Origin of the sequence: Pseudoalteromonas sp. GABNS16E (genome assembly GCF_028598715.1) — a bacterium.
In the GTDB taxonomy this organism is placed as follows: domain Bacteria; phylum Pseudomonadota; class Gammaproteobacteria; order Enterobacterales; family Alteromonadaceae; genus Pseudoalteromonas; species Pseudoalteromonas atlantica.
Genome location: NZ_JAQREZ010000009.1, coordinates 1 through 20,886, shown reverse-complemented (window position 1 = coordinate 20,886; position 20,886 = coordinate 1). Strand labels below are relative to the sequence as shown.

The window sequence follows — 20,886 nt, the reverse complement described above, 5'->3', positions numbered from 1 at the left end:
TCACTCGTTTTTAACCTTAACGCTACTGGTTGGGTAGCCAAATAGCACTTTGCATTTAGCTTTTAACCCTTTCGCCGTATAGGTACTTTTTAATAAATGAGCCCACTGATGAAACGTTATTATTAGTGGGTTATTACTATTTAGCTGCCCTACTATGCCGTATTTACAGGGCTGATTTTTGTCTTCTTCTACAAAGGTGCCAAATAATTTATCCCAAATAATAAGCACACCGGCAAAGTTTTTATCAAGGTAGCGTTTATTAATTGCATGATGAACCCTGTGGTGCGATGGCGTATTAAATACGCTTTCAAACCAGCCTAACTTAGCCACTATTTGCGTGTGCACAAAAAATTGATACGCCAAATTAAGTGCCACTACACTAAATACGGTTAAAGGGTCAAACCCTAGCAGTATCATAGGTAGCCAAAATACCCACATGCCGGCTACTGGGTACATTATGCTTTGCCTAAACGCAGTGGTAAAATTCATTTTAGTGGAGCTGTGGTGCACCACATGCGCAGCCCACAACCAATGAATATGATGCGACGCACGATGAAACCAATAGTACAAAAAATCTTGCAGTAAAAATGCAAAAGCAACGCTTAATACACTTAGCTTTATATCAAATAAGCGGTACTCGTAAAACATGTAAAAAAATGGCATAAGTAGCAGCAGTGCCATTGCATCTGCGCCTTGGTGCAACAAGGCTAAAACGGTGTTTGCTAGGCTGTCTTTTATATTGTAATAGCGCTTAAATTTTACAAATTCAAAGCATACAAACACTAAAAACACAGGGCTTAGGGCAAGTAAAATAATTTCTGAGTTCATACTTTGCCCACCATAAAGTAATGCTGCAGTTTATTTAATGCCTGGGTTATATCTTTACTAATTAAGTGTTTTAGCAAAGCATTTGGCAGCCACCACGGCGCTTTGCAGCGTATACAATAATTAAGCTCGGTAGTGATACTTTTAGCGCCTGTATTAGCAACTAAATAAATATCACCTTGATGGTTTGCCACAGGCTTGTTACCTACTATTTGGTAGCAAATGTGGCTGGGGTTAGCCATTATTATACGCTCATTAAACGTGGCATTTGCCATTTTCACTTGCCTAATAGCGCCTTTCCCGCCTTTTAGCTCACCGCTATTTGCTGTTTTTATTAGCTCAAACTTGGCATTAAAAAAGCGATCTAACTGCTGATGATCCAACAAGGTGGTTATTATTTGCAAAGGATCTGCATTAAGCGTTTGCTTTATTGATATAAAGATCATTGTTTACAGCGAAGATAATTACTCATGTAACTAGCATATAAAAATTGAACATGGCAAGCTTGCTCATACACGACCATTTTTTAGCTTTAGACGACAAATGCATACACTGGCTGATCATTACTTTTCGAGCATTTTAGATTACTTGCAAACCCAAGGTATTGATTCTAATACGGCTCTTAAGGCAATCGGGTTTACTGAATTTAGTCGCCAGCATAGTCAGCAATTAGCACCCCGTATTAGTTTACAAAGCTACAATGCGCTGCTTGTGTACGGCCAAAAAGTGCTAAACGATGCGCTGTTTGGTTTTACTTTAGGTATGCACATTCGCCCCGCAGATTACGGTATATTGGGCTATTTAATAGAATCGAGCGATACCCTAAGTAGCGCTATAAAGGCACTGTTAAATTACGACAGCTTAGTGGCAGATATTGGTAAAGCGCAGTTTTTGCAAACTGCAGACACCGCTACGGTGCGCTGGCATGCTCATCCTCATTGTAATGAACAAGTAGTATTACGAAACATGACTGCGTGGGTAAGCATTATTCGCCAATTAATAAACGCATCACTTTGCCCAAGCAGTATCAGCTTTATACATAATTGGCCTAAAAGGCACACACAACAGTTAGAAGCGTGGTTTAAATGCCCCGTTATAAGCGGCGCAGCGCATAACCAAATAAACTTTCCGAGCAGTTATTTAAACCTTGCCTTTAAAACCGACAACGCCATTGTAAATGCTACATTTAAGCAGCTTTCACAACAGCAGCTATCGCGTTTTAAAAGTCAGCAGTGCTTAACAGAAAAAGTTAAACAGCTACTTATTGCAAAAACAACATTACAAAATTGCCAGCTTATTGCAGTTGCAAGCGCATTAAACGTAACACCGCGCACACTACAGCGACATTTAAAAAAACAACATGTAACCTTTGCGCAATTGCTAGAACAAGAAAGAAAAAGCCGCTCCCACACGTTAATTGGCACGCTCCCACTTAGCGAACTAGCTAACCTGTTAGGCTTTAAAGATCAGAGCTCGTTTAATCGTGCTTTTTTACGATGGCACCATTGCACACCCACACAATTTTTAAAACATAAATGAACCGCAGTGTTATTCACATTAAATAAACATTTATGGTATACCTTTTAATCAACACTCTTTAAACTAGAGCGCATAATAATTAAAAATGTGGGTTATATTTGTGCGTGTAGTATTAAGTATTTGTGTGTTTATGCTTTATAGCGCCATGTGCAACGCACAAACCATTACCTTTGTAGCAGAAGATCTTCCGCCTTATCATTTTATAAATGAAAATAACGAACCCGACGGCGCATTAGTCGATTTAGCCAAAGCCACCATTAAACACACAAAGCTATCCGCCAAGCTTGAAATAATTCCTATGGCGCGTATTTTTACAATGCTTGAAAACAACCCAAATGCAATTGCGTTGTCTCTTTTAAAAACCCCCATTAGAGCAAGGCAATACACCTGGCTAGGTGAGTCATACTTTGCCGATGCTTATTTAGTTAGCTTAAAAAACCGTACTGATGAAGTTACCCACCTTAATCACGCAAAATTTTACCAAGTGGCCACAATACGTGGCTATTCAAGTGCCACCTATTTAAAAAACGCCGGTTTTACCGAAGACAAAAACCTAGTTCTTGTAAGCTACTATCAGCAACTGTGGCAAATGCTTTATAAAAAACGCATCGACTTTGTACTAACCAACACACTTACGTTAAATAACGAGCTAAAGCACTCAGGCCTAAATCCCAATTTAATAACTAAGCGAATTCATTTAACCGACTACCCTTCAAAATTATATTTTAGTGCCAACAAAACCCTAGATAAACACACCGCAAGCGCTATTAGCCATGCACTTAACAGGCTAAAAGAAAACGGCGAATATCAGGCTATTTTAACCAAGTGGCAACTACCGTTTCCGGCTACTGCCAACAAGTTGTAATAAACAGGGTCTATAATTTTAGCAACGCAAACACTGCTAGTTGGCTATGCGAACAATTAAAACACCTCAGGGTATAAAACTCAGTTACCAAGACGAAGGCGATAAAAAAGCCCCCGCAATCATACTTATTATGGGTTTAGGGGCACAAATGACTGTGTGGCCCGACTCGCTTTACTACACCTTAGTAAAAAAAGGCTTTAGGGTTATACGCTTTGATAACCGCGACACTGGCCTTTCTACTCATTTAGAGCACCACCCTAGCCCGAGTTTATTTAAATCGTGGTTAAGTAAACGCCTGCCCATACGCACGCAACCCCCCTATTTACTTGATGATATGGCAAACGATGTATTGGCGCTTATGGCGGCGCTTAAAATAAAAAAAGCACACTTTGTAGGTGCTTCTATGGGCGGTATGATTGCTCAGCTAATTGCAGCTCAACATAAAAAAAAGGTGCTAAGTTTAACCACTATTATGTCAAGCTCTAGCCTGCCAAGGCTGAGTGCCAAAAGCATTGGCGTATTTATAAAGCTTGCCAAATTAAAGCCCAAAACATCCAGCCGTGATGAGGCGATAAACTACAACATTAAACTTAACCAACTTATTGGCAGCCCCGCTTACCCTCAATCAGAAGACGCACTTCGCCATCACGCAACGCAAATTGTAGAGCGCTCGCATAATCCAAGTGGCTACAAACGCCAACTTATTGCTATGGCTGCGAGTAAAGACAGGCAACATTTAATTCGTAAAATTAAAACGCCTACTTTAGTAATTCACGGCAGCGACGATGTGGTAATACCCGTAAGTGCAGGCAAAAAAACGGCAAGCCTTATAAAAAAAGCCAAACTAAGAGTAGTCCCTGGGATGGGCCATAACTTTGCGCCAGAACTTATGCCTCTTATGACAAAGTGGATAGTTAAGCATGTAAAAAAAGCGCAGCGCAAACACCTAAATAAAAAACGTAAAAAACAACAGCAACAAAAAACCACTTTGGTATAACCAAAAAAGCACTATAAAAACTACGAAAACAAAAAATTGGTAATGTTGATATTTTAAATTGGTATGTTAGATTAAAGTTAAGCGAAGTTAATATCGCTCATTTTTAATATCATCACACAGAGACAACAATGAAAAATCTAACATCTACCTTTAAACTCACAGCACTGGCTGCTGTTACCCCTTTGCTATTTATGGGCTGTGCCAGCACAAGTACACCTGTTGATAGTAATGTCGCAGTGCCTGCGTCAAAATTTGATTTATCGCAATGGAAAATAAACGTACCTGTAGATCTCAATAACGATGGAACAATAGATACCGTAGACGTAGAAGAGATCCAAACCTACGCGCACCCTGATTTTTTCTACCTTGATGATCAAGGTTATATGGTCTTTACCTCGCCAAATAAAGCGCTTACCAGCGCCAATTCAACCAATACCCGCAGTGAACTAAGACAAATGATCCGCGGCACTAATACCAAAATAAAAACTAAAAATTCAAAGAATAATTTTGCCCTAGCTGTTCACCCGCTATCGGAGCGCTTTGGCTCGGTAGGCGGAAAAATGGAAGCCACCCTAAAGGTGGATCATGTTGCGCTTCGCGCTAACGATCCTAATAAAAAAGCCGCTTATTCTGTGGTGGTAGGGCAAATTCACGCAGGTAAAGATCAAGCCTTAATAGATACAAAACTGGGTTTTGGCTGGGGTAACGAGCCGCTTAAAATTTATTATAAAAAATGGCCTGGCCATAAAACCGGATCTGTTTTTTGGAATTACGAACGTAACTTACCAAAAAAAGATCCTAACCGAACCGACATTACATACCCTGTGTGGGGTAATACCTGGGAAAACTCGGACGATCCCGGTGCGACAGGCATAGCGCTTGGCGAAGACTTTAGTTACACAGTAAACGTGCATAAAAACATGATGTACTTAACCTTTAGCGCCCAAGGCAAAAAAGACGTTAACTACGCAATTAACTTAGGCAATAACATAGATGCCTATGGCAAGGTAGATGAAAAAGATCACCCTAATGGCTATGCTGCCGATTGGCATTACTTTAAAGCGGGTGCTTATAACCAATGTAGCACCAAAAGCGCTAAAGGCATTTGGTACCCAGGCTGTTTAGGCACTGGCGATTGGGCCACCGACAAGCAAAATGGTGATTACGCCCAAGTGAGCTTTAAAAAATTACTATTAAGCCCATCAACTAAACCGTAAGCGTTGTTGTAGTTAAGTAGTTTTTAAGTGATGTAAACAGTGGCGATGGTAAATTATTAATGTCGCACCAGCGCCACTGCATACATTTATTTGGCTCGTTTAGCACAGGCTCGCCGCCCTCGTAACCGGCTTTTACATATAAAGTAATGTAGTGTTTATTCTCAGCACTAAAAATATCGTTAGTAAAATCAAGCTTAATAATTTTACTCACATTTAGCCCTGTTTCCTCAAATACCTCGCGTATTGCGCACTGCTCAACACTTTCACCAAATTCTAAATGTCCACCAGGCGTTGCCCATGTATTTGCACCATGCGACCCTATTCGCTCACCTAATAAAATAGTGTTTTGGCGCATTATAATAACTGCAACCCCTACTCTTACTATGTTACTCATATTGCGTTTTCTCTTATTTAATTGCTCGCCATGCTGAGCCACACGCTTTGTATTGTCAATTTTGTATTTTAAAACCCAAAGTGTTGTTTAACTTTTAGCCGACCATAGTCGAATACCTATCGGTTAAAAAAAAGCCTACCTTTTGTAAGGTCTCTCACACACATTTAGTATTAGGAGCCCACTATGTTAGGCCCATATAAACAACAATACGAAAGCTTTAAACAAAACCCAGCACAATTTTGGCTTGAACAAGCAAAGCGCCTACCTTGGTATAAAAATCCTGAACACGCCTACACACAAGATACTGACGGCCTTTACCATTGGTTTGATGATGGCCAACTAAACACCAGCTTTTTAGCGCTCGACCAACACGTTATTGCCGGTTTTGGCGAGCAAACCGCGCTTATTTACGACTCCCCCGTTACCAACACGCAGCAGAAGTATAGCTACTACCAGTTACAGCAAGAGGTAGCTAAATTTGCCGGTGTAATGCAATCGTTAGGCGTTAGTAAAGGCGACCGCGTTGTTATTTATATGCCCATGATCCCCCAAGCTGTAATAGGCATGCTGGCCTGCGCCCGATTAGGCGCTATACACTCTGTGGTATTTGGTGGCTTTGCAGCGCATGAACTCGCCGTACGTATAGACGATGCTAAACCTAAACTCATACTGAGCGCTTCGTGCGGTGTAGAGGTAGATAGCGTAATAGAATATAAACCGCTGATTGATCACGCCATAGATCTTGCCAATCATAAAATAGATCACTGCGTTATTTACCAGCGCGAACAAGTAGCTGCCACGCTTATCCCCTCAAGAGATATTAACTGGGATGAGGCAATGCAAACAGCCACTGCAGTAGAGCCAGTACCTGTAAGTGGGCGTGATCCTCTTTATATTTTATATACCTCAGGCACCACAGGCACGCCTAAAGGCGTAGTGCGTGAAAACGGCGGCCATGGTGTTGCTATGCACTACAGCATGGAAACCGTTTACGGCATGCAGCCCGGCGAGGTGTTTTGGGCTGCCTCAGATATAGGCTGGGTCGTTGGGCACTCCTATATAGTGTATGCCCCGCTAATTTATCGCTGTACAACAGTGTTGTTTGAAGGCAAACCAGTTCGCACACCTGATGCCAGTGCATTTTGGCGAGTAGTAGAGCAGTACCAAGTAAATGCATTATTTACAGCGCCCACTGCGTTTAGAGCCATCAAAAAAGAAGACCCAAATGCAGAGGGCTTTAAGCAGTACAACACCAGTAGTTTAAAACGACTATTTTTAGCTGGCGAGCGGCTCGACCCGCCAACGTACAACTGGCTAAAAGAAAAAACCAACCTGCCAATACTCGACCACTGGTGGCAAACAGAAACCGGCTGGGCCATTGCCTGTAACCCCGTAGGCATAGAAGAATTAGTGACAAAACCAGGCAGCTCTACCGTGCCAACCCCTGGGTTTGATGTGCAAATATTGAATATGCAAGGCGAGCAATGCGCACCAAACGAGCAAGGCGTGGTGGCTATAAAATTGCCGCTGCCGCCAGGTTGCTTACCCACCATTTGGAAAAACACAGCGCGCTTTAAAACCGGTTATTTAACTCAGTACCCGGGGTATTATCTTTCCGGCGATGGTGGTTACATAGATGACGATGGTTACCTATTTATAATGGGCCGCACAGACGATGTTATAAACGTAGCAGGCCATAGGCTTTCAACCGGCGAAATGGAAGAAATAGTCGCATCCCACCCAGCCGTTGCAGAGTGCGCGGTGTTTGGGGTTACCGATACACTAAAAGGCCAATTACCGATGGCCATGATCGTACTTAAAAACGACTTTACCGGCTCCCCTACCGATGTAGAGCAAGAGCTTGTGCAAACAGTACGCAACCAAATAGGCGCTATAGCGTGCCTTAAAACGATAGTAAGCGTAGAGCGATTACCAAAAACTCGTTCAGGTAAAATACTACGCAAAAATTTACGTCAACTGGTCGATGGCGACGAACTACAAATACCTTCAACCATAGACGACGCCGGTATTTTTGAAGAAATAAACCAGCAGCTCACCCTGCGTTAAACCCAACCTAACAAAGCCATTTTATATTTAAAATAAAATGGCTTTTACTTTGACTGAAATTTTATACTCATTAGCACTTTCTTACTTAATGCTAGGGTCTGTTGATCTTTTAAGGTTAAATTTGCAGCTGTCTGTTTGGTATTTAGGCAAGGCAGAGCCTATATAGTGTGGTTGTTCCCCACAAATAGGCGATAACGTAGCATTAATGCCAAACAGGCGCTGCCCAAAGGGTTCTTCCTAGGGGCTATTTACTCTTTGTTGCCTACATGGATGTAGGTAAAGGGCGTGAGCAGGACGCGGAAGCTTTGCTCGGCTTTTACTTATTCTTACAGGGATGTAAGTCATTAGAATAACGCAGGAGCAGTTATCGAGCCCACTAGGTTACAAACCTCGCGCCGCGATTAAATAGCCCCTAGTTTGAACAAATTTTAATCCGCAAAGGTCAACAGACCCTTAGAACATTAAACAGGATTGTGCATGCTTCGCTTATTACAAACACTACTTGCCACCAGCCTACTATTTACAGGTTTTATGGCGCAAAGTTACGAAATTGAAGATTTAGGCGATGGCCTCCACCGCTTTATTGACGACAGACACCGCTCGGTATTTTTAATCACTCCACAAGGTGCAATAGTTACCGACCCACTCAATAAAAAAGCTGCCACGTGGTTAAAGGAGCAAATTAAAACTCGCTATAACGTACCCGTTAAATACGTTGTATATAGCCATAATCACAGCGACCATATTTACGGCGCAGAGGTATTTAAAAGCCCGTACACAACCTTTGTTGCGCACAAACTTACCGCGCAAGATATTAAAAACACGAAAATAAAAACGGTTATGCCTAACCTTACTTTTGATGATGAACTAATACTTAGCCTTGGCGGCTCAACCTTAAAACTTAACTACCACGGCCCTAACGATGGCCGAGGTTCAGTAAGTATGCTGTTCGAAAAGCAAAAAACATTATTTGTAGTCGATTGGATAGTCATTGGCAGAATGCCATGGCAAAAACTATGGAGCTACGATATTCAAGGTATGATTAATTCAACCCAAGCGGTTTTAAATTACGACTTTAATACCTTTGTGGGCGGCCATGCCGATATGGGTAATAAAACCGATGTAGCACGTTACTTACGCTATATAGAGCAGCTTTACAGCCAAGTAACCGCAGCAGCGCTTGCAGGGCAAAGCCTAGAGCAAATAAAACAAAACGTTAAGCTCGATGAATTTTCAGATTTAAAGCAATATAAAGCATGGCTGCCACTTAATATTGAGGGCGTATACGAGCGCCTTATGGAAGAGTCGGGCATGGGCTGGCGCAGCGATTTATAAATTGTATGCGTGTGCATTTGTAGCTTAAATGCAAGTGCATACGTATTCACATTGAATTAACAATGCAAGCTTGTGATAGTGCACTTTTTGTATGCTAAGGTGCAACCATGAAATTAGTTGCTTTACTGTTTAGCTTATCAATATTTGTAGTGCATACCAGCTATGCAAACACGCCCACCGTGCAAGTAAGCAAGGGCTATATTGAGGTGATCGACAATATAGAATCACAGTTTGTAAAAAACCGTTTTTTAAATGTATGGCTACCGCCAGGTTACAACAAAAACACCACCTACGATGTACTTTACATGCACGATGGCCGCATGCTGTTTGATGCCAATAGCACATGGAACAAGCAAGAATGGCGCGTAGATGAAGTAGCCGGCTCATTAATAGAGCAAGGCAAAGTACGCCCATTTATTGTGGTAGGTATTCCAAACTCCGTAGAAAACCGCCACAGCGAATACTACCCACAACAACCGTTTGAGGCCTTGAGCAAACAAAAGCAAAACGCCCTATACCAGTTAGAAAAATACCCAGGCCACAAATTATTTGCCTCTAAGGTGTACTCAGACAACTACTCACGCTTTTTAGTTAAAGAAGTTATTCCTTACATAGAGTCTAACTACAACGTAAATAAAGGCGCGCGGCACCGCTATATTGGTGGCTCTAGCATGGGTGGGCTTATATCGTGGTATACACTACTTAATTACCCTAACGAATTTGCAGGTGCTATTTGTATGTCGACCCACTGGCCGGGTATTTTTAGCCACGACGACGAAGTATTTGCCGAGTTTAAAAATTACATTGCCAACAACATCGAAAAGCTGAGTAACCAAAAAGTGTATTTTGATTATGGCGACAGCACTTTAGATGCCATGTACCCTAAGCTACAAGCGCAAATTGATGATTTATTTATGGCGCAACAATACCCAGCAAAGCTATGGCAAAGCCAGTATTTCCCGGGGGAAGATCACACCGAAAACGCGTGGGCAAAACGCTTACACATTCCCCTTGAGTTTATGTTTAGAAAAACCAAGCAAGCTGCCCCCGAATAATCATTTACAAGTATTATCCTATCAGCAATCACAAAAAAGCGGCTTAACGTTTACTACGTTAAGCCGCTTTTTTAATAGACTTTTAAACCGTTTTAAAACGTAGGTCGGAAGCGCAGCACCGTCCGACAATTAACGGCGCTTAAAGCTCATTAGTCTTACCAAGCATTCATAGGAACCTCTAAAGGAACTTGGCTACCATCCTCATTTTCTAAAACTAACTGTAAGATGTCCCCTGACTCCTTTCGCATTAATTTTTTTGCTTTACTGGCAGGGCAGCCCGGAATTTTACAGCCTTCTATAGAAATAATTTTTTGCCCTGCAACAATCCCTGCTTTTTCAGCGGGTGAATTAGGCTTTACGTTTTCAATAATAAATGACATTACTTTTGGGCTAAAAAAGCCATCTGCCCCAACGTTCCCTACAACTCCAAGCTTCACTTCTTCTGCTGCCAAGGCATTAAAAGAAACTATTGATATTAAAATAATTATAATTTTGAACATAAAAATAAACACTCCATGTAAATATAACGAGCTTATAGAATAAATCTAACAATAAAAATTAATCTAAAAATAGCTTTAAACTGTAAGCGTTGGAGAACTGGTTAGTCGCTCTTTTGGTAGAGCCATTCAATCTTATTTAACTCCCTCTCAACCAATTCACTCGGCATAATCTTTTCACTAGCTTGAAACCATGAGTAGTTAGCCCGAAACCTGTAGAGTTGAGTGATTTTTTTCTTTACCTCCTCCGGTAATGCCATTTTTGCCCATGGATTTTCAAAGAAAATTAAGCCATCTTTAGTTAACAGTAAAGCACCATTCAAATGTTGTCTTTCCCTAAATAACCCATCCTCCATCTGTTGGTAATAACCAGAATTAGAGTTTAGGTAACGTAACTCTGTTCTATCAGGGACAAAAGTAGACTTATGTTTTTTCCCATAAAATGCATGCCAAATACCAAAACTACCAGTATATATAGTACCTACATGGTGGATAGTGACTAATGGTAAGGTATTATCGCAAGAAGCATTAAAACCATGAGTTAAATCAAGCCAAAGCAAATTATAAGAATCAACTTTGGTTTGGTCATTACTTCTTTTGTGACTTAATACTCTATCTATAATCTTATTTGAAGGGTACCTTTTTGCACCTACTGTTTGTCCTGTTTGGGGATGAGAGAATGAAATCGAAATCATTTTATCTTTTTGTTCATTATGTTGCTTTTGTACCGCTTCGATATTCTGTTGAGATGTTTGGGGACAATATACTTCCAAATAAGTAGAGTCTAGTAACTTAAAATCAGGATTTTTTTGACCCTGTCTTTCTACTAAAGGCTCAATTTCATGAAAAACATTAGATAGCTGCCCGCCTGCAATAAGTTCAGCAGCTACTTTTGAGTTTATCTGAATTATTTTGTCATTGGATTTATAAGGCTCGTAAGATAGCAACTTGAGGTTTTCAACAAGCCACGATTCATATCTATCAATGCCCACAAGAGATTCAACTGCAGCACTAATATTTAGTATATTTGAATAAGAACCTTCAGAACCCCCATTACCTAAATTCTTTTTTAAAAGCACACCTAAATAGCTCTCATCGCTAATTTCTATTCCATGCTCTTCCATAAAGTTATCAAATTGATGATAACCAAAGTCTTTTAATTCCATACGACCTCAACTTTATTGGAGATTAATAAATTAACATTCCGCGAACCTCTTAGCCTCTAAGGTTTTATCAAATTACTTAACACTTTACTATTACTAGTTTTAAACTTCACACCTACCACAAAAAACCGCGCTAACACTTTATAAAAAGCCTTAGCGCGGTTATTAATACTTTAAACCTAATTAACCAAATAACTAACTAAAATCGACCACCACTTCATAGCGCCCTGGCATGTCGTTTACATCGTAAATCCAGCCGTGGCGTTTTATTATTTTTTCGCTTAATTGCAGGCCTAGTCCGTACCCTATGCTGGCGTGTTTTGCTGAGGGCGAGCTCGCTTTAGGGGCATCGTCTTGCTTACTACAATTAACAATAGTCACTTTACTGCCTTGCTGCGTAATATGTACTTGGCCAAATTGGGTATGTTGGTAGGCATTACGAATTAAATTAGTCAGTACTATGTGGCACGCAGTAGCATCGGTGGTAATAACGCTCTCTTGCTGGGTGTTTAAAACCACCTCAACGTGCTTAGCATTAAGCAGGTAATTAAGCTCGTTACTCAGGGTCGTTATTTTATCACTAAGGTTTACAGGTTCTGGACTACTTTGCTGATCTTCGTTGCGGCTTAGCCATAATAACGTATCGGTTAAATCGCTCATGGTTAAACCGGCGCGCGCTATACGCTCAAGTGTAAGCTGTTGTTTATCACTTAACGGGGCTTTTTCGCTCAGCCGATTGAGTAGCTCAACGTTACTGCGAATAACCGAAATTGGCGTACGCAGCTCGTGGCTGGCATAGCTTAAAAAGCGCTGCTCGCGCTCTACGCTTTCATTTGCCGAAAGCAAGCTGCTGCGTATTAATGTGGCTAAAGTGTTTAGTTCGTTATATGTAAAATCGGGCGGTGTTTGCTGTAGATTAGTTTGGTTTAACGATTTAGCCCAACCCCTTAACGACTCCACTGGCTTGGCTATTTTTTTCATTACCATAAACAAAAAAAACGCAAATAACACAATGGCCGCAATGCCTGTAATGGCAATCCATAGCATGCGTTGTTCGGGCTCTATATTAGCGAGCAATTGTGGTTTGTCTTTTTCGAGCATAATGCGCGATATATAACGCGGCTCGCCTTCGGGGTTTGGATAATACACCACAAAAAATAAATTTTGCGGCATAGAAAACATCGATGGCCTGTCTTTTGTTTTATGTAAAAGCCCCACCTCTGTTGGTTTTTTAAAACGCTGCTGAATTGACGCAGGCATGTCTTCCCAGCGACTTGCTATATTAAAGCCCACCAGCTCTTTTGTTTCCCCTGGCTTTACTTCTGTGGTTTGCGAAAGCTTTAACATAACTCCGTTTAAGCCTTTATCTAGCCCATCAATAAAGTAATTTACACTTAAAAACGAAAAGCCAATGGCCATAGCAGAGCTAAGCACTACCATACTGGCAAAAAAGTAGAGCCTTAAACTAGGCCTTATTTTCATTGTGGTTGCCCTTCATTTGCTGTTATTGCAAAGCCCACACTAGGAATGGTTTCAAGTGTAACTTGGTGTGTGGTTGCTTCTAATTGCTTACGCAAATGATGCACATGCACTTTTAAACTGTTGCTGTCGGGCTGCTCTTCGCCCCATATAGCTTGCATAATGCTACTGCGCGTAACAGGCTGCGGCGCATGGCGTACTAAGGTTTCTAGCAATTTAAATGCAATGGGCGATAACTTTAATGTTTGCCCCTCTACATCGGCACTGCGCTTTGCTAAATCTAAATTTAAATTAGCCAAGGTGAGGCGTTTTGCCTCACCACTTTTGCGCTTTGCCAGCACTTGTACCCGCGCTACTAGCTCTTTCATGGCAAAGGGTTTTACTAAATAGTCGTCGCTACCGGCGGCAAAGCCCTCTAGTTTGTTATCGAGGCTATCGCGTGCGGTCAACATTAATACCGGAATATCTTTACCTTGTTCACGCAATGTTTTGCACATTGTTAAGCCGTCCATTTTGGGCATGTTTACATCTAAAATAATCATTTGATAATCATTAATTTGCAGTAAATTTAAGCCCAAAACGCCGTTGCTTGCATGGTCACACTCAATGTCTTCTATATCGAGGTAATCAACAATTGTTGTTGCCAGGTCTATGTCGTCTTCCACCAGTAGTACGTTTATCATTAAGAGGCAGCTCCTTGGGTGCGTTTACCACTTAAAAAGTCTAACACATTGGCAAGTAAGCGCTTAATGTCTATTTGAATCATTAATAATGCCGGAATAAGGATTAACGTAATAACCGTGGCAAACAAAATACCATAACCAAGTGATGCCGCAGCAGGAATTAAAAACTGTGCCTGCATTGAGGTTTCGCTTAATAACGGCACTAAGCCCGCATAGGTTGTAATTGAGGTAAGCATTACCGCGCGCAGGCGGCTTGTGCACGACTCTACAATGGCATCGTGCGTGCTCATGCCTTCATCTTTTACCAGCTCGTTAAAGCGCGATACCAATAGTAGGCTGTCGTTTACAACCACCCCACTGAGCGCCAAAATACCATTTAAAGAAAGTATGCTGATGGTTAAGTCGTTCCACCAATGGCCTAAAATAGCACCCACAATACCAAAGGGAATCGCCACCATAATCAACATAGGTTGAATGTACGATTTAAGCGGAATCGCCAGCAATACGTATATAACTAATAACGCGGCTATAAACATAGTGGCCATTGAGCCTGTTGTTTCGTCTTGCTCTTCGGCTTCTCCGGCAAAGTGAATACTTAAGTTAGGAAATTGCGCGTTAAGCTCAGGTACTAAATCGCGGCTTAAGTTAGCAACTAATTCGTTAGATGCCACAATGTTTTTATCTACTTGTGCGCTTAAGTAAATTGCACGTAGGCCATCAATGCGGGTTATTTCATCTTGCTGATATTCGCTACTTATATTGGCTACGTTAACCAAAGGTACTACGGTGCCATCGGGTAACCTAATACGCGATTGCATAATATCGGCTGGTGTTTTACGGGCGTTTTCTGGGTAACGTACACGTACTTTTACTTCGTCTTTATCACGCTGGTAACGCTGTACAATTGCTCCACCAAAAGCTTGTAATACTTGCTCTGATAGGCTCGCCGTATCCATACCTAAAGCGCGCCCTTGTGCATTTAAGGTAAATTTAAGCTGTGGCTGACCTGGGTTTAAATTATCGTCTATGCCATTAACACCAGCAGTATTTTGTAAGCGCTCTTTAAACAGTGCGCCTGCGGCCATTACGGTTTCGTCATCCCAGGCTTTTAATTCTACTTTAAAGTTATCGACCATTTTACGTGTAGCCAATACTTGTAGCTTTTTGCTGCCCTCTGGCATACCTGCAAGGCGCTGCCATTCTTGTGCAAATTCGCTTGCAGTAAAGTCGCCCTTGTTTAACAGTTCAACACTTACCGTACCGCTAGTATCGCTACTGCTCACTAATTGTAAGCTCGTTATTTCGCTCTCTTGCGAGTCAAACTTATCCATTAAATTTTGCTGGGCTTGTAGTGCACTTTGCTCGAGCGCTAACAAGTTTTTATTAGTTTGCCCATACGCTGCATCGTTTTGCATAACAAGCTCAGCGGTTACGGTATCGCCGGCAATACTTGGGAAAAAACCTACTTTTACTGCACCGGTCATAGGCATACCAACAACCAGAATAAAAAAGGCTACAAATGCAGCAACAATGGCGTACCTAAAGCGTAACGAGTATTCAATAACGCGGCGGTACACTTTATCGCTAAACCAAGTTAGACCGCTGTCGGCGCCATGCTGCACCTTTGACCACAAGCCACTAAGACCCGACTTTAACTGGCGTTTAGTGCTTACGTGGGCTAAATGAGACGGTAAAATAAGTTTTGATTCAACAACCGAAAGCAGTAAACAAATCGTCACTACGGTCGCAAACTGTGAGTAAATTTTACCTAAATTGCCAGATACATTCGAAAGCGCAACAAACGCAGCTACCGTGGTTAATACGCCAAATATGGTGGGTACAGCCACCTTCATGGTGCCTAAAATCGTGTTATTAAGGGTGTCGCCGTGTTTTTTGCGAGTGGTGTAAATACTCTCCCCCACAACCACGGCATCGTCAACCACAATGCCCAGCGCCATAATAAAACCAAAGGTGGTCATTTCATTTATGGTCAGTGCGGTGTAGCTGTCGGTCATAAAGTACAGCGTGCCAAAAAATACAAATGGCAAGCCACCTGCAACCCATAGTGCAACGCGTACATTTAAAAATATCGCTAAAATAACAAACACCATAATAATACCGGTTACGGCATTTTTAGTAAGCAGCGATAGGCGCTCGGTGATCATGGTGCTTTTGTCGTGCCAGCTTTCAAGCTCTACATTTTGCGGTAATAAGCCGCGCTCGTGCCATGTATCAATTACGCTTTGTGCTTGCTCAACTATGGTGGTTATATCGCTATTTTCATCCATTAAAATTTCAATGCCTACGGCATTTTGTTGGTTATAACGACTTAGTGAGTTGGTATCTTCTGCGAATGTGTCGGTAACGGTTGCTACATCACCTAATTTAATTTGTGTGCCTGATTGCGTTGTAAATAACACAATATTGGCAAAGTCGCGCTGCCAGTAAGCTTGGTCTGCCGCTTTTAGGCGCATAATTTTATTGCTATCGCGCAAGCTAGTAGAAAGCGGGCTCGATGATTCGTTGTTAATCACCTCACTTACATCGCTAATAGTTAAACCGTAGGCTTGTAGTTTGCCTTCGTCGATTTCTACCGACATCATAGGGTCAAGCACGCCCGATTGCTCTACATCGCTAATGCCCGATTTAGCTAATAAATCGGCTTTTAGTTTTTCACCTAGGTTTTGCAACGTATGGCGGTCGGCATCACCAAATAATTGTAAGGTTAATGCGTGATCTTGCCTGCGCGCTTTGTCGATCACCGGTTCTTCGGCATCTGCCGGAAAGTTATTTATGGCATCAACTTGGTTTTTAACATCGGTGAGTAGCTCATCAAGCGAGTAATCGGTTTTTTTCTCAATGCTTACATGACTGCCGCTGGCATCCGATGTAGAGGTAATGCGCTTAATACCCGGTACGGTTTCAAGGGCTTCTTCTACTTTTAGGGCTATGCCTTCTTCTGCTTGTAAGGCATCGCCACTGTCGTAAACCACCGATACCGAAATAGTATCTGGCTCAAGGCTTGGAAACGCCTCTTTACGCAAAGTAGAAAGCGACATTATACCCATTACTATTACGCTAATGAGTAATAAATTGGCGGCCACTGAGTTGTTAGCAAACCAGCAAATAATGCCGTGCAAAGGGTTAGTATTATTAGGTAATTGCGGTGCTTGATGCGGGCTCATTATGGCATCTCCTCAACAATTGGGTTTACTAACATATCGTTTAAGTAGCTTACGAGTGGGCGAGCCACCACACGTAAATTAGTGTGCCCTTCAATAGGAGAGATATAAACGTAATCACCGCGCTCAAATAGTTTTTGCGCTTGAATGCTCATTAACGTGTTTTGCTCGTTTACGTACCAAATTAAGCCCTCTTGCGATACTGCTGAGGCGGGTAATTTAATTACGTTGTTAAGCGCTTTACCGGCAATTTGTACCGCTAAAAATGTACCTGGTAACAATGGTGTTGCTTGCTCAAAAGGTTTGTCTAGCGCAACCACTACACTGCGCTGGCGAGAGCTATCGTCAAGATGCTGCTCAAAACGAGCAATGTAACCTTGCCACTGATTCTGTGTTGTTACATCACTTAAAATAACCTCGCCCGACTTATCGCTTGCCAGGTTTTGCCATTGGCTTAATGAAAGCGGTACGCTAATTTCTACTTTGTCGGTGCTGTTTAATGTAGCAAGTGTATCGCCGATGCTTACGTAAGTGCCTAAATCTACATCGCGCGATAAAATAACAGCATCAAACGGCGCACTTATATGGGTGTTTTTTTCATCACGCTGCGCAGTTTGGAGTGCGTATTGGGCGTTATCGGCCGTTGCTTGGGCGGCTTCTAGCTGTAGCGTTCTAAATACTAAAGGTGAGCTTGGCGCTTGTGTTACGCCCGAGCGCTGCCATTCGCGCTTTGCTTGGTTTCCTAAGTCTTGCTCTTCTTGTAGGGCAAGTTTGGCATCTGCTAATGTGGCTTTAGCGCTCGCGACTGCTTGTAAGTATTCGGTGTTATCTATTTGTGCAAGCACTTGGCCCTTTTTAACTACATTTCCGGTAGCAAATTGCTCGCTCATATTCGTTATTTCGCCCTTAACTTGTGCTTTTAAGCTAAGTGCCCAGTGTGCTTTAGCCTCACCGTGGCCGCTAACATAGGCTTGATACGTACTTGGCACAGCGTTAATAACCGATACATTGGGTGCCACAGATTTAGCCGGCTCAGGCTTAGGGCCATTTGCTTGCTGCGCCATTTTTTGGCCGTTATATGAAATAGCAAGCCCTATACAAACAATGGCAACAAGAGTTACAACAACAGGTACTGGCGAAATTTTCATGACGATACTCCAAGGCCCAAGGCAAGGCCTAAATCTATACGGTTAGTTAAAAGGGTGTAATTTATTTGGCTAAGCTGAGCTTGTAGGTCGTACACCTGCTGCTGCACAGTGAGTAGGTCTAAAATATCAACCAAACCTTGCTGGTATTTGCTTTGGTAGTTGCTATAACTGCGCTTAGCACTGGCAAGTGCTTTATTAATTTGTAGCTGCTGCTGCGTTAATGATTGCTCTTGGCCTAGTGCGTTTTCTACTTCGTTTACGGCGCTAAGTAGCGTGTCTTGGTATTCCCAAAACGCTTGTTCGGCATTTAATTTTGCAATATCAACTTGTGCACGAAGTGCTCCGCCTTGAAACAATGGCGCACTTAAACTGCCTAATAAGTTCCATACTGGGCTGGTTAATAATGCTTGGCTGGGTGTAGTTGCTAAATCGCTAAGCGATGCCGAAAGCGTAATGCTTGGCAGTAAATCTTTGTAAGCTACATCAACTAAATAACGTTTAGATTGAATATTGTAATAGGCACTTTGTAAATCGGGGCGACGCGCTAAATCTTGCTCTGGTAGCGCGCTTAGCGGCTCAATAACCTCAGGTAAAACAGAGGTAGTAGGTAAGTTTTCAAGTTTATCTACACCCACTAATAATACTAAAGCACGTTTAGCTTGTGCTATTTGTTCTTGATAATCGGCAATAGTGGCTCGGGTAGAAGCGGTATTTGAACGCGCGGTATCAAGGGCTTCTAAATCACCTAAGCCGTATTGGTAACGCTCAACAATGCTTTGCTCGTTATTTTCTAAAACCGTTAAGCGCTGCTGCTCAATGTTAAGTAAATCTTGCTGCAAAATAATGTTTAAATACGTGCGCATCACGCTGGCTACTAAGGTGTCTTTAGCGCCTTGGTAAGTGGCCAGATTACTGGCTATGGTCATGTCTTGCGCGGCTACGTTATCAGCAATTTTTTGCCATACGTCGGCCTCCCAGCTAACCCCTAGTGATGAGCTGTACTGTGTGCCAGTTGTTTCGTTACGCTGAGCGTCAAAATCGGCATCTACACTAAACCACTGGCTTGCTGCGGTAACATCGCGCTGCGCATAAGCAAGTTTTAGCGCCACATGCACTTGGTTAAATGAAGGGTTATTTGCAACGGCTTGGTTAATAAGCGAATCAAGCCCCGCTATATTCACTAAATCAGTGATATAACTTACCTCGGTTGCATCATCTTGTGTGTATTGCCAATTTGCATGCTGCTTTAGCGATTGCTCGGTGCTATTACCTGTATAGCTTGGCTGGCTACTACACGCAGCAAGCGTGCAGCTAAGTGCAAGCAATAAAACCGTTGAGCGCTTTTTAAAATAAACCATTTAACTGTGCCTAATTTACATCATTACACACAGTTTATTAGGGCAAGGGTTAAGGATGGGTTAAAAGGGGTTAACTTACTTTAGACAAATTAGTATTTGCCTCGTTTAGCCAAATTACGTAGCCTTTGGCAAAAATATTCACTTAAAACTCATATGCATAAATTAATTTTTACCCTTTTTTTAATACTCCCCACGTTATTGCAGGCTCAAGTAACCTTAAGTGATAAAACCATTATATACAGTGGCCAAATCAACAAACAAAATAACAATACGGCAGCTGAGCTTTTAAAAACTAACCCTACAATTAATACATTTACGATTACCAGCGGCGGCGGAAACATAGATTTAGGGATGGACTTAGCCGAATTAATTTTGGCGCATAAGCTAACGGTAAACATAAAGCAGTTTTGCTTTTCGTCGTGTGCAAATTATGTGTTGCTTGCTGGCCACCCTACTACAATTGAGCCCAATACAATTATTGGCTGGCATGGGGATGCAGCCTCAGCTAAGTGGTTAGATAGTGATATTGATGCCATGGTAAAGCACTTAAAAGAGCCACAAAAAAGCCAAAAGTGGCAAACATTACGCGCTTATTACGATGAGGTAATTGCTAAAGCAAGCTTGCGCGAAAAAGCCTTTTACACAAAGCTAAATGTAAATCACGACCTACTCACAGTAGGGCTAAAACCCAGTTTACGCAGCGCCGCCATAAAGCAACGTGCACGTGGCTGGACGTACTCACCTAAGGTGCTTAACTATTTTGGAATTAGCAATATTAGCTATAATAATTGGCAACCTCGTTCAGCTAAAAACTTTCCGCTGCTTATTATTAGCGACTTAAACTAGGGCGTGTTGATCTTTGTGGTATGAAAAACAAACAGCATGAAGATAAGGTATAATTGAATTCGCCAGAAAACTTTACACCGAACCTACATGCCAAGATTAATGTTAACAGACGGGACATGGAATGTCTTATCAAAAGTAATGTACTTAAGTGGTCGAATTTATAATAAGCCCGACCATAGAAAAACGCTCGAAGGCATACTGTATAAGATGCGCACAGGTATTCCATGGCGAGATTT

General features: G+C 41.9%; 19 protein-coding genes. 9 read left to right on the top strand and 10 right to left on the bottom strand.

From position 1 onward, the window contains the following. Both PSI06_RS05675 and PSI06_RS05670 read right to left on the bottom strand, forming a co-directional pair. A complete protein-coding gene (locus PSI06_RS05675) occupies window positions 1-828 on the bottom strand; it encodes a sterol desaturase family protein (RefSeq protein WP_273603136.1) in 828 nt (275 codons plus the stop codon). Continuing rightward, entirely contained in the window at window positions 825-1,271 is a 447-nt protein-coding gene (locus PSI06_RS05670) for an SRPBCC family protein (RefSeq protein ID WP_126008070.1), read from the bottom strand. The genes PSI06_RS05675 and PSI06_RS05670 overlap by 4 nt, the downstream gene beginning before the upstream one ends. A gap of 97 nt (window positions 1,272-1,368) precedes the next feature. Between PSI06_RS05670 and PSI06_RS05665 the strand changes: the two genes are divergently transcribed. From PSI06_RS05665 to PSI06_RS05650, 4 genes are all read left to right on the top strand, one after another. Then, window positions 1,369-2,364: an AraC family transcriptional regulator gene (locus PSI06_RS05665; protein ID WP_273603135.1), complete on the top strand. Its 996-nt coding sequence runs from the start codon at window positions 1,369-1,371 to the stop codon at window positions 2,362-2,364. Between the two features lie 94 nt (window positions 2,365-2,458). Beyond that, entirely contained in the window at window positions 2,459-3,229 is a 771-nt protein-coding gene (locus PSI06_RS05660) for a substrate-binding periplasmic protein (RefSeq protein ID WP_273603180.1), read from the top strand. A gap of 46 nt (window positions 3,230-3,275) precedes the next feature. Then, a complete protein-coding gene (locus tag PSI06_RS05655) occupies window positions 3,276-4,226 on the top strand; it encodes an alpha/beta fold hydrolase (RefSeq protein WP_273603134.1) in 951 nt (316 codons plus the stop codon). A 128-nt stretch (window positions 4,227-4,354) separates the two neighbouring features. Then, complete coding sequence (locus PSI06_RS05650; RefSeq protein WP_273603133.1) at window positions 4,355-5,443, top strand: polysaccharide lyase family 7 protein; 1,089 nt, start codon at window positions 4,355-4,357, stop codon at window positions 5,441-5,443. Here the strand turns inward: PSI06_RS05650 and PSI06_RS05645 are convergent. Beyond that, window positions 5,433-5,837, bottom strand: coding sequence for a nucleotide triphosphate diphosphatase NUDT15 (locus tag PSI06_RS05645; RefSeq protein WP_273603132.1), 405 nt, complete (start codon window positions 5,835-5,837; stop codon window positions 5,433-5,435). The two genes, PSI06_RS05650 and PSI06_RS05645, sit on opposite strands and share 11 nt — an antisense overlap. Window positions 5,838-6,020: 183 nt before the next feature. Between PSI06_RS05645 and PSI06_RS05640 the strand changes: the two genes are divergently transcribed. The 3 genes from PSI06_RS05640 to PSI06_RS05630 all read left to right on the top strand — a co-directional run bounded on the left by PSI06_RS05640 (window position 6,021) and on the right by PSI06_RS05630 (window position 10,294). After that, complete coding sequence (locus tag PSI06_RS05640; protein WP_273603131.1) at window positions 6,021-7,904, top strand: AMP-binding protein; 1,884 nt, start codon at window positions 6,021-6,023, stop codon at window positions 7,902-7,904. Window positions 7,905-8,381: 477 nt separating this feature from the next. Then, a complete protein-coding gene (locus PSI06_RS05635) occupies window positions 8,382-9,239 on the top strand; it encodes an MBL fold metallo-hydrolase (protein ID WP_273603130.1) in 858 nt (285 codons plus the stop codon). Between the two features lie 107 nt (window positions 9,240-9,346). Then, window positions 9,347-10,294, top strand: coding sequence for an alpha/beta hydrolase (locus PSI06_RS05630; RefSeq protein ID WP_273603129.1), 948 nt, complete (start codon window positions 9,347-9,349; stop codon window positions 10,292-10,294). Between the two features lie 155 nt (window positions 10,295-10,449). Here PSI06_RS05630 and PSI06_RS05625 read toward each other — a convergent pair whose 3' ends face one another. The 7 genes from PSI06_RS05625 to PSI06_RS05595 all read right to left on the bottom strand — a co-directional run bounded on the left by PSI06_RS05625 (window position 10,450) and on the right by PSI06_RS05595 (window position 19,804). Continuing rightward, window positions 10,450-10,794 carry a PDZ domain-containing protein gene (locus PSI06_RS05625; RefSeq protein WP_273603128.1) on the bottom strand — a complete coding sequence of 115 codons (345 nt, stop codon included), beginning with the start codon at window positions 10,792-10,794 and terminating at the stop codon, window positions 10,450-10,452. 101 nt (window positions 10,795-10,895) lie between these two features. Then, window positions 10,896-11,957: a hypothetical protein gene (locus PSI06_RS05620; protein ID WP_273603127.1), complete on the bottom strand. Its 1,062-nt coding sequence runs from the start codon at window positions 11,955-11,957 to the stop codon at window positions 10,896-10,898. A 192-nt stretch (window positions 11,958-12,149) separates the two neighbouring features. Beyond that, window positions 12,150-13,436 (bottom strand): sensor histidine kinase, encoded by a 1,287-nt coding sequence (locus PSI06_RS05615; RefSeq protein ID WP_273603126.1) that lies wholly within the window; start codon window positions 13,434-13,436, stop codon window positions 12,150-12,152. After that, the gene (locus PSI06_RS05610) at window positions 13,433-14,116 is read right to left on the bottom strand and encodes a response regulator transcription factor (protein WP_029772931.1); all 684 of its coding nucleotides are present in this window, start codon (window positions 14,114-14,116) and stop codon (window positions 13,433-13,435) included. The genes PSI06_RS05615 and PSI06_RS05610 overlap by 4 nt, the downstream gene beginning before the upstream one ends. After that, a complete protein-coding gene (locus PSI06_RS05605) occupies window positions 14,116-17,301 on the bottom strand; it encodes an efflux RND transporter permease subunit (protein ID WP_273603125.1) in 3,186 nt (1,061 codons plus the stop codon). The genes PSI06_RS05610 and PSI06_RS05605 overlap by 1 nt, the downstream gene beginning before the upstream one ends. Then, window positions 17,301-18,446, bottom strand: coding sequence for an efflux RND transporter periplasmic adaptor subunit (locus PSI06_RS05600; RefSeq protein ID WP_004588879.1), 1,146 nt, complete (start codon window positions 18,444-18,446; stop codon window positions 17,301-17,303). The genes PSI06_RS05605 and PSI06_RS05600 overlap by 1 nt, the downstream gene beginning before the upstream one ends. Next, window positions 18,443-19,804, bottom strand: coding sequence for a TolC family protein (locus tag PSI06_RS05595; RefSeq protein WP_273603124.1), 1,362 nt, complete (start codon window positions 19,802-19,804; stop codon window positions 18,443-18,445). The genes PSI06_RS05600 and PSI06_RS05595 overlap by 4 nt, the downstream gene beginning before the upstream one ends. Before the next feature lie 153 nt (window positions 19,805-19,957). Here PSI06_RS05595 and PSI06_RS05590 point away from each other — a divergent pair, with 153 nt between their 5' ends. Both PSI06_RS05590 and PSI06_RS05585 read left to right on the top strand, forming a co-directional pair. Then, window positions 19,958-20,650 (top strand): hypothetical protein, encoded by a 693-nt coding sequence (locus tag PSI06_RS05590; protein WP_273603123.1) that lies wholly within the window; start codon window positions 19,958-19,960, stop codon window positions 20,648-20,650. 87 nt (window positions 20,651-20,737) lie between these two features. Then, on the top strand, window positions 20,738-20,886 hold a 149-nt coding region (locus tag PSI06_RS05585; RefSeq protein WP_273603179.1), incomplete at its 3' end, for a transposase.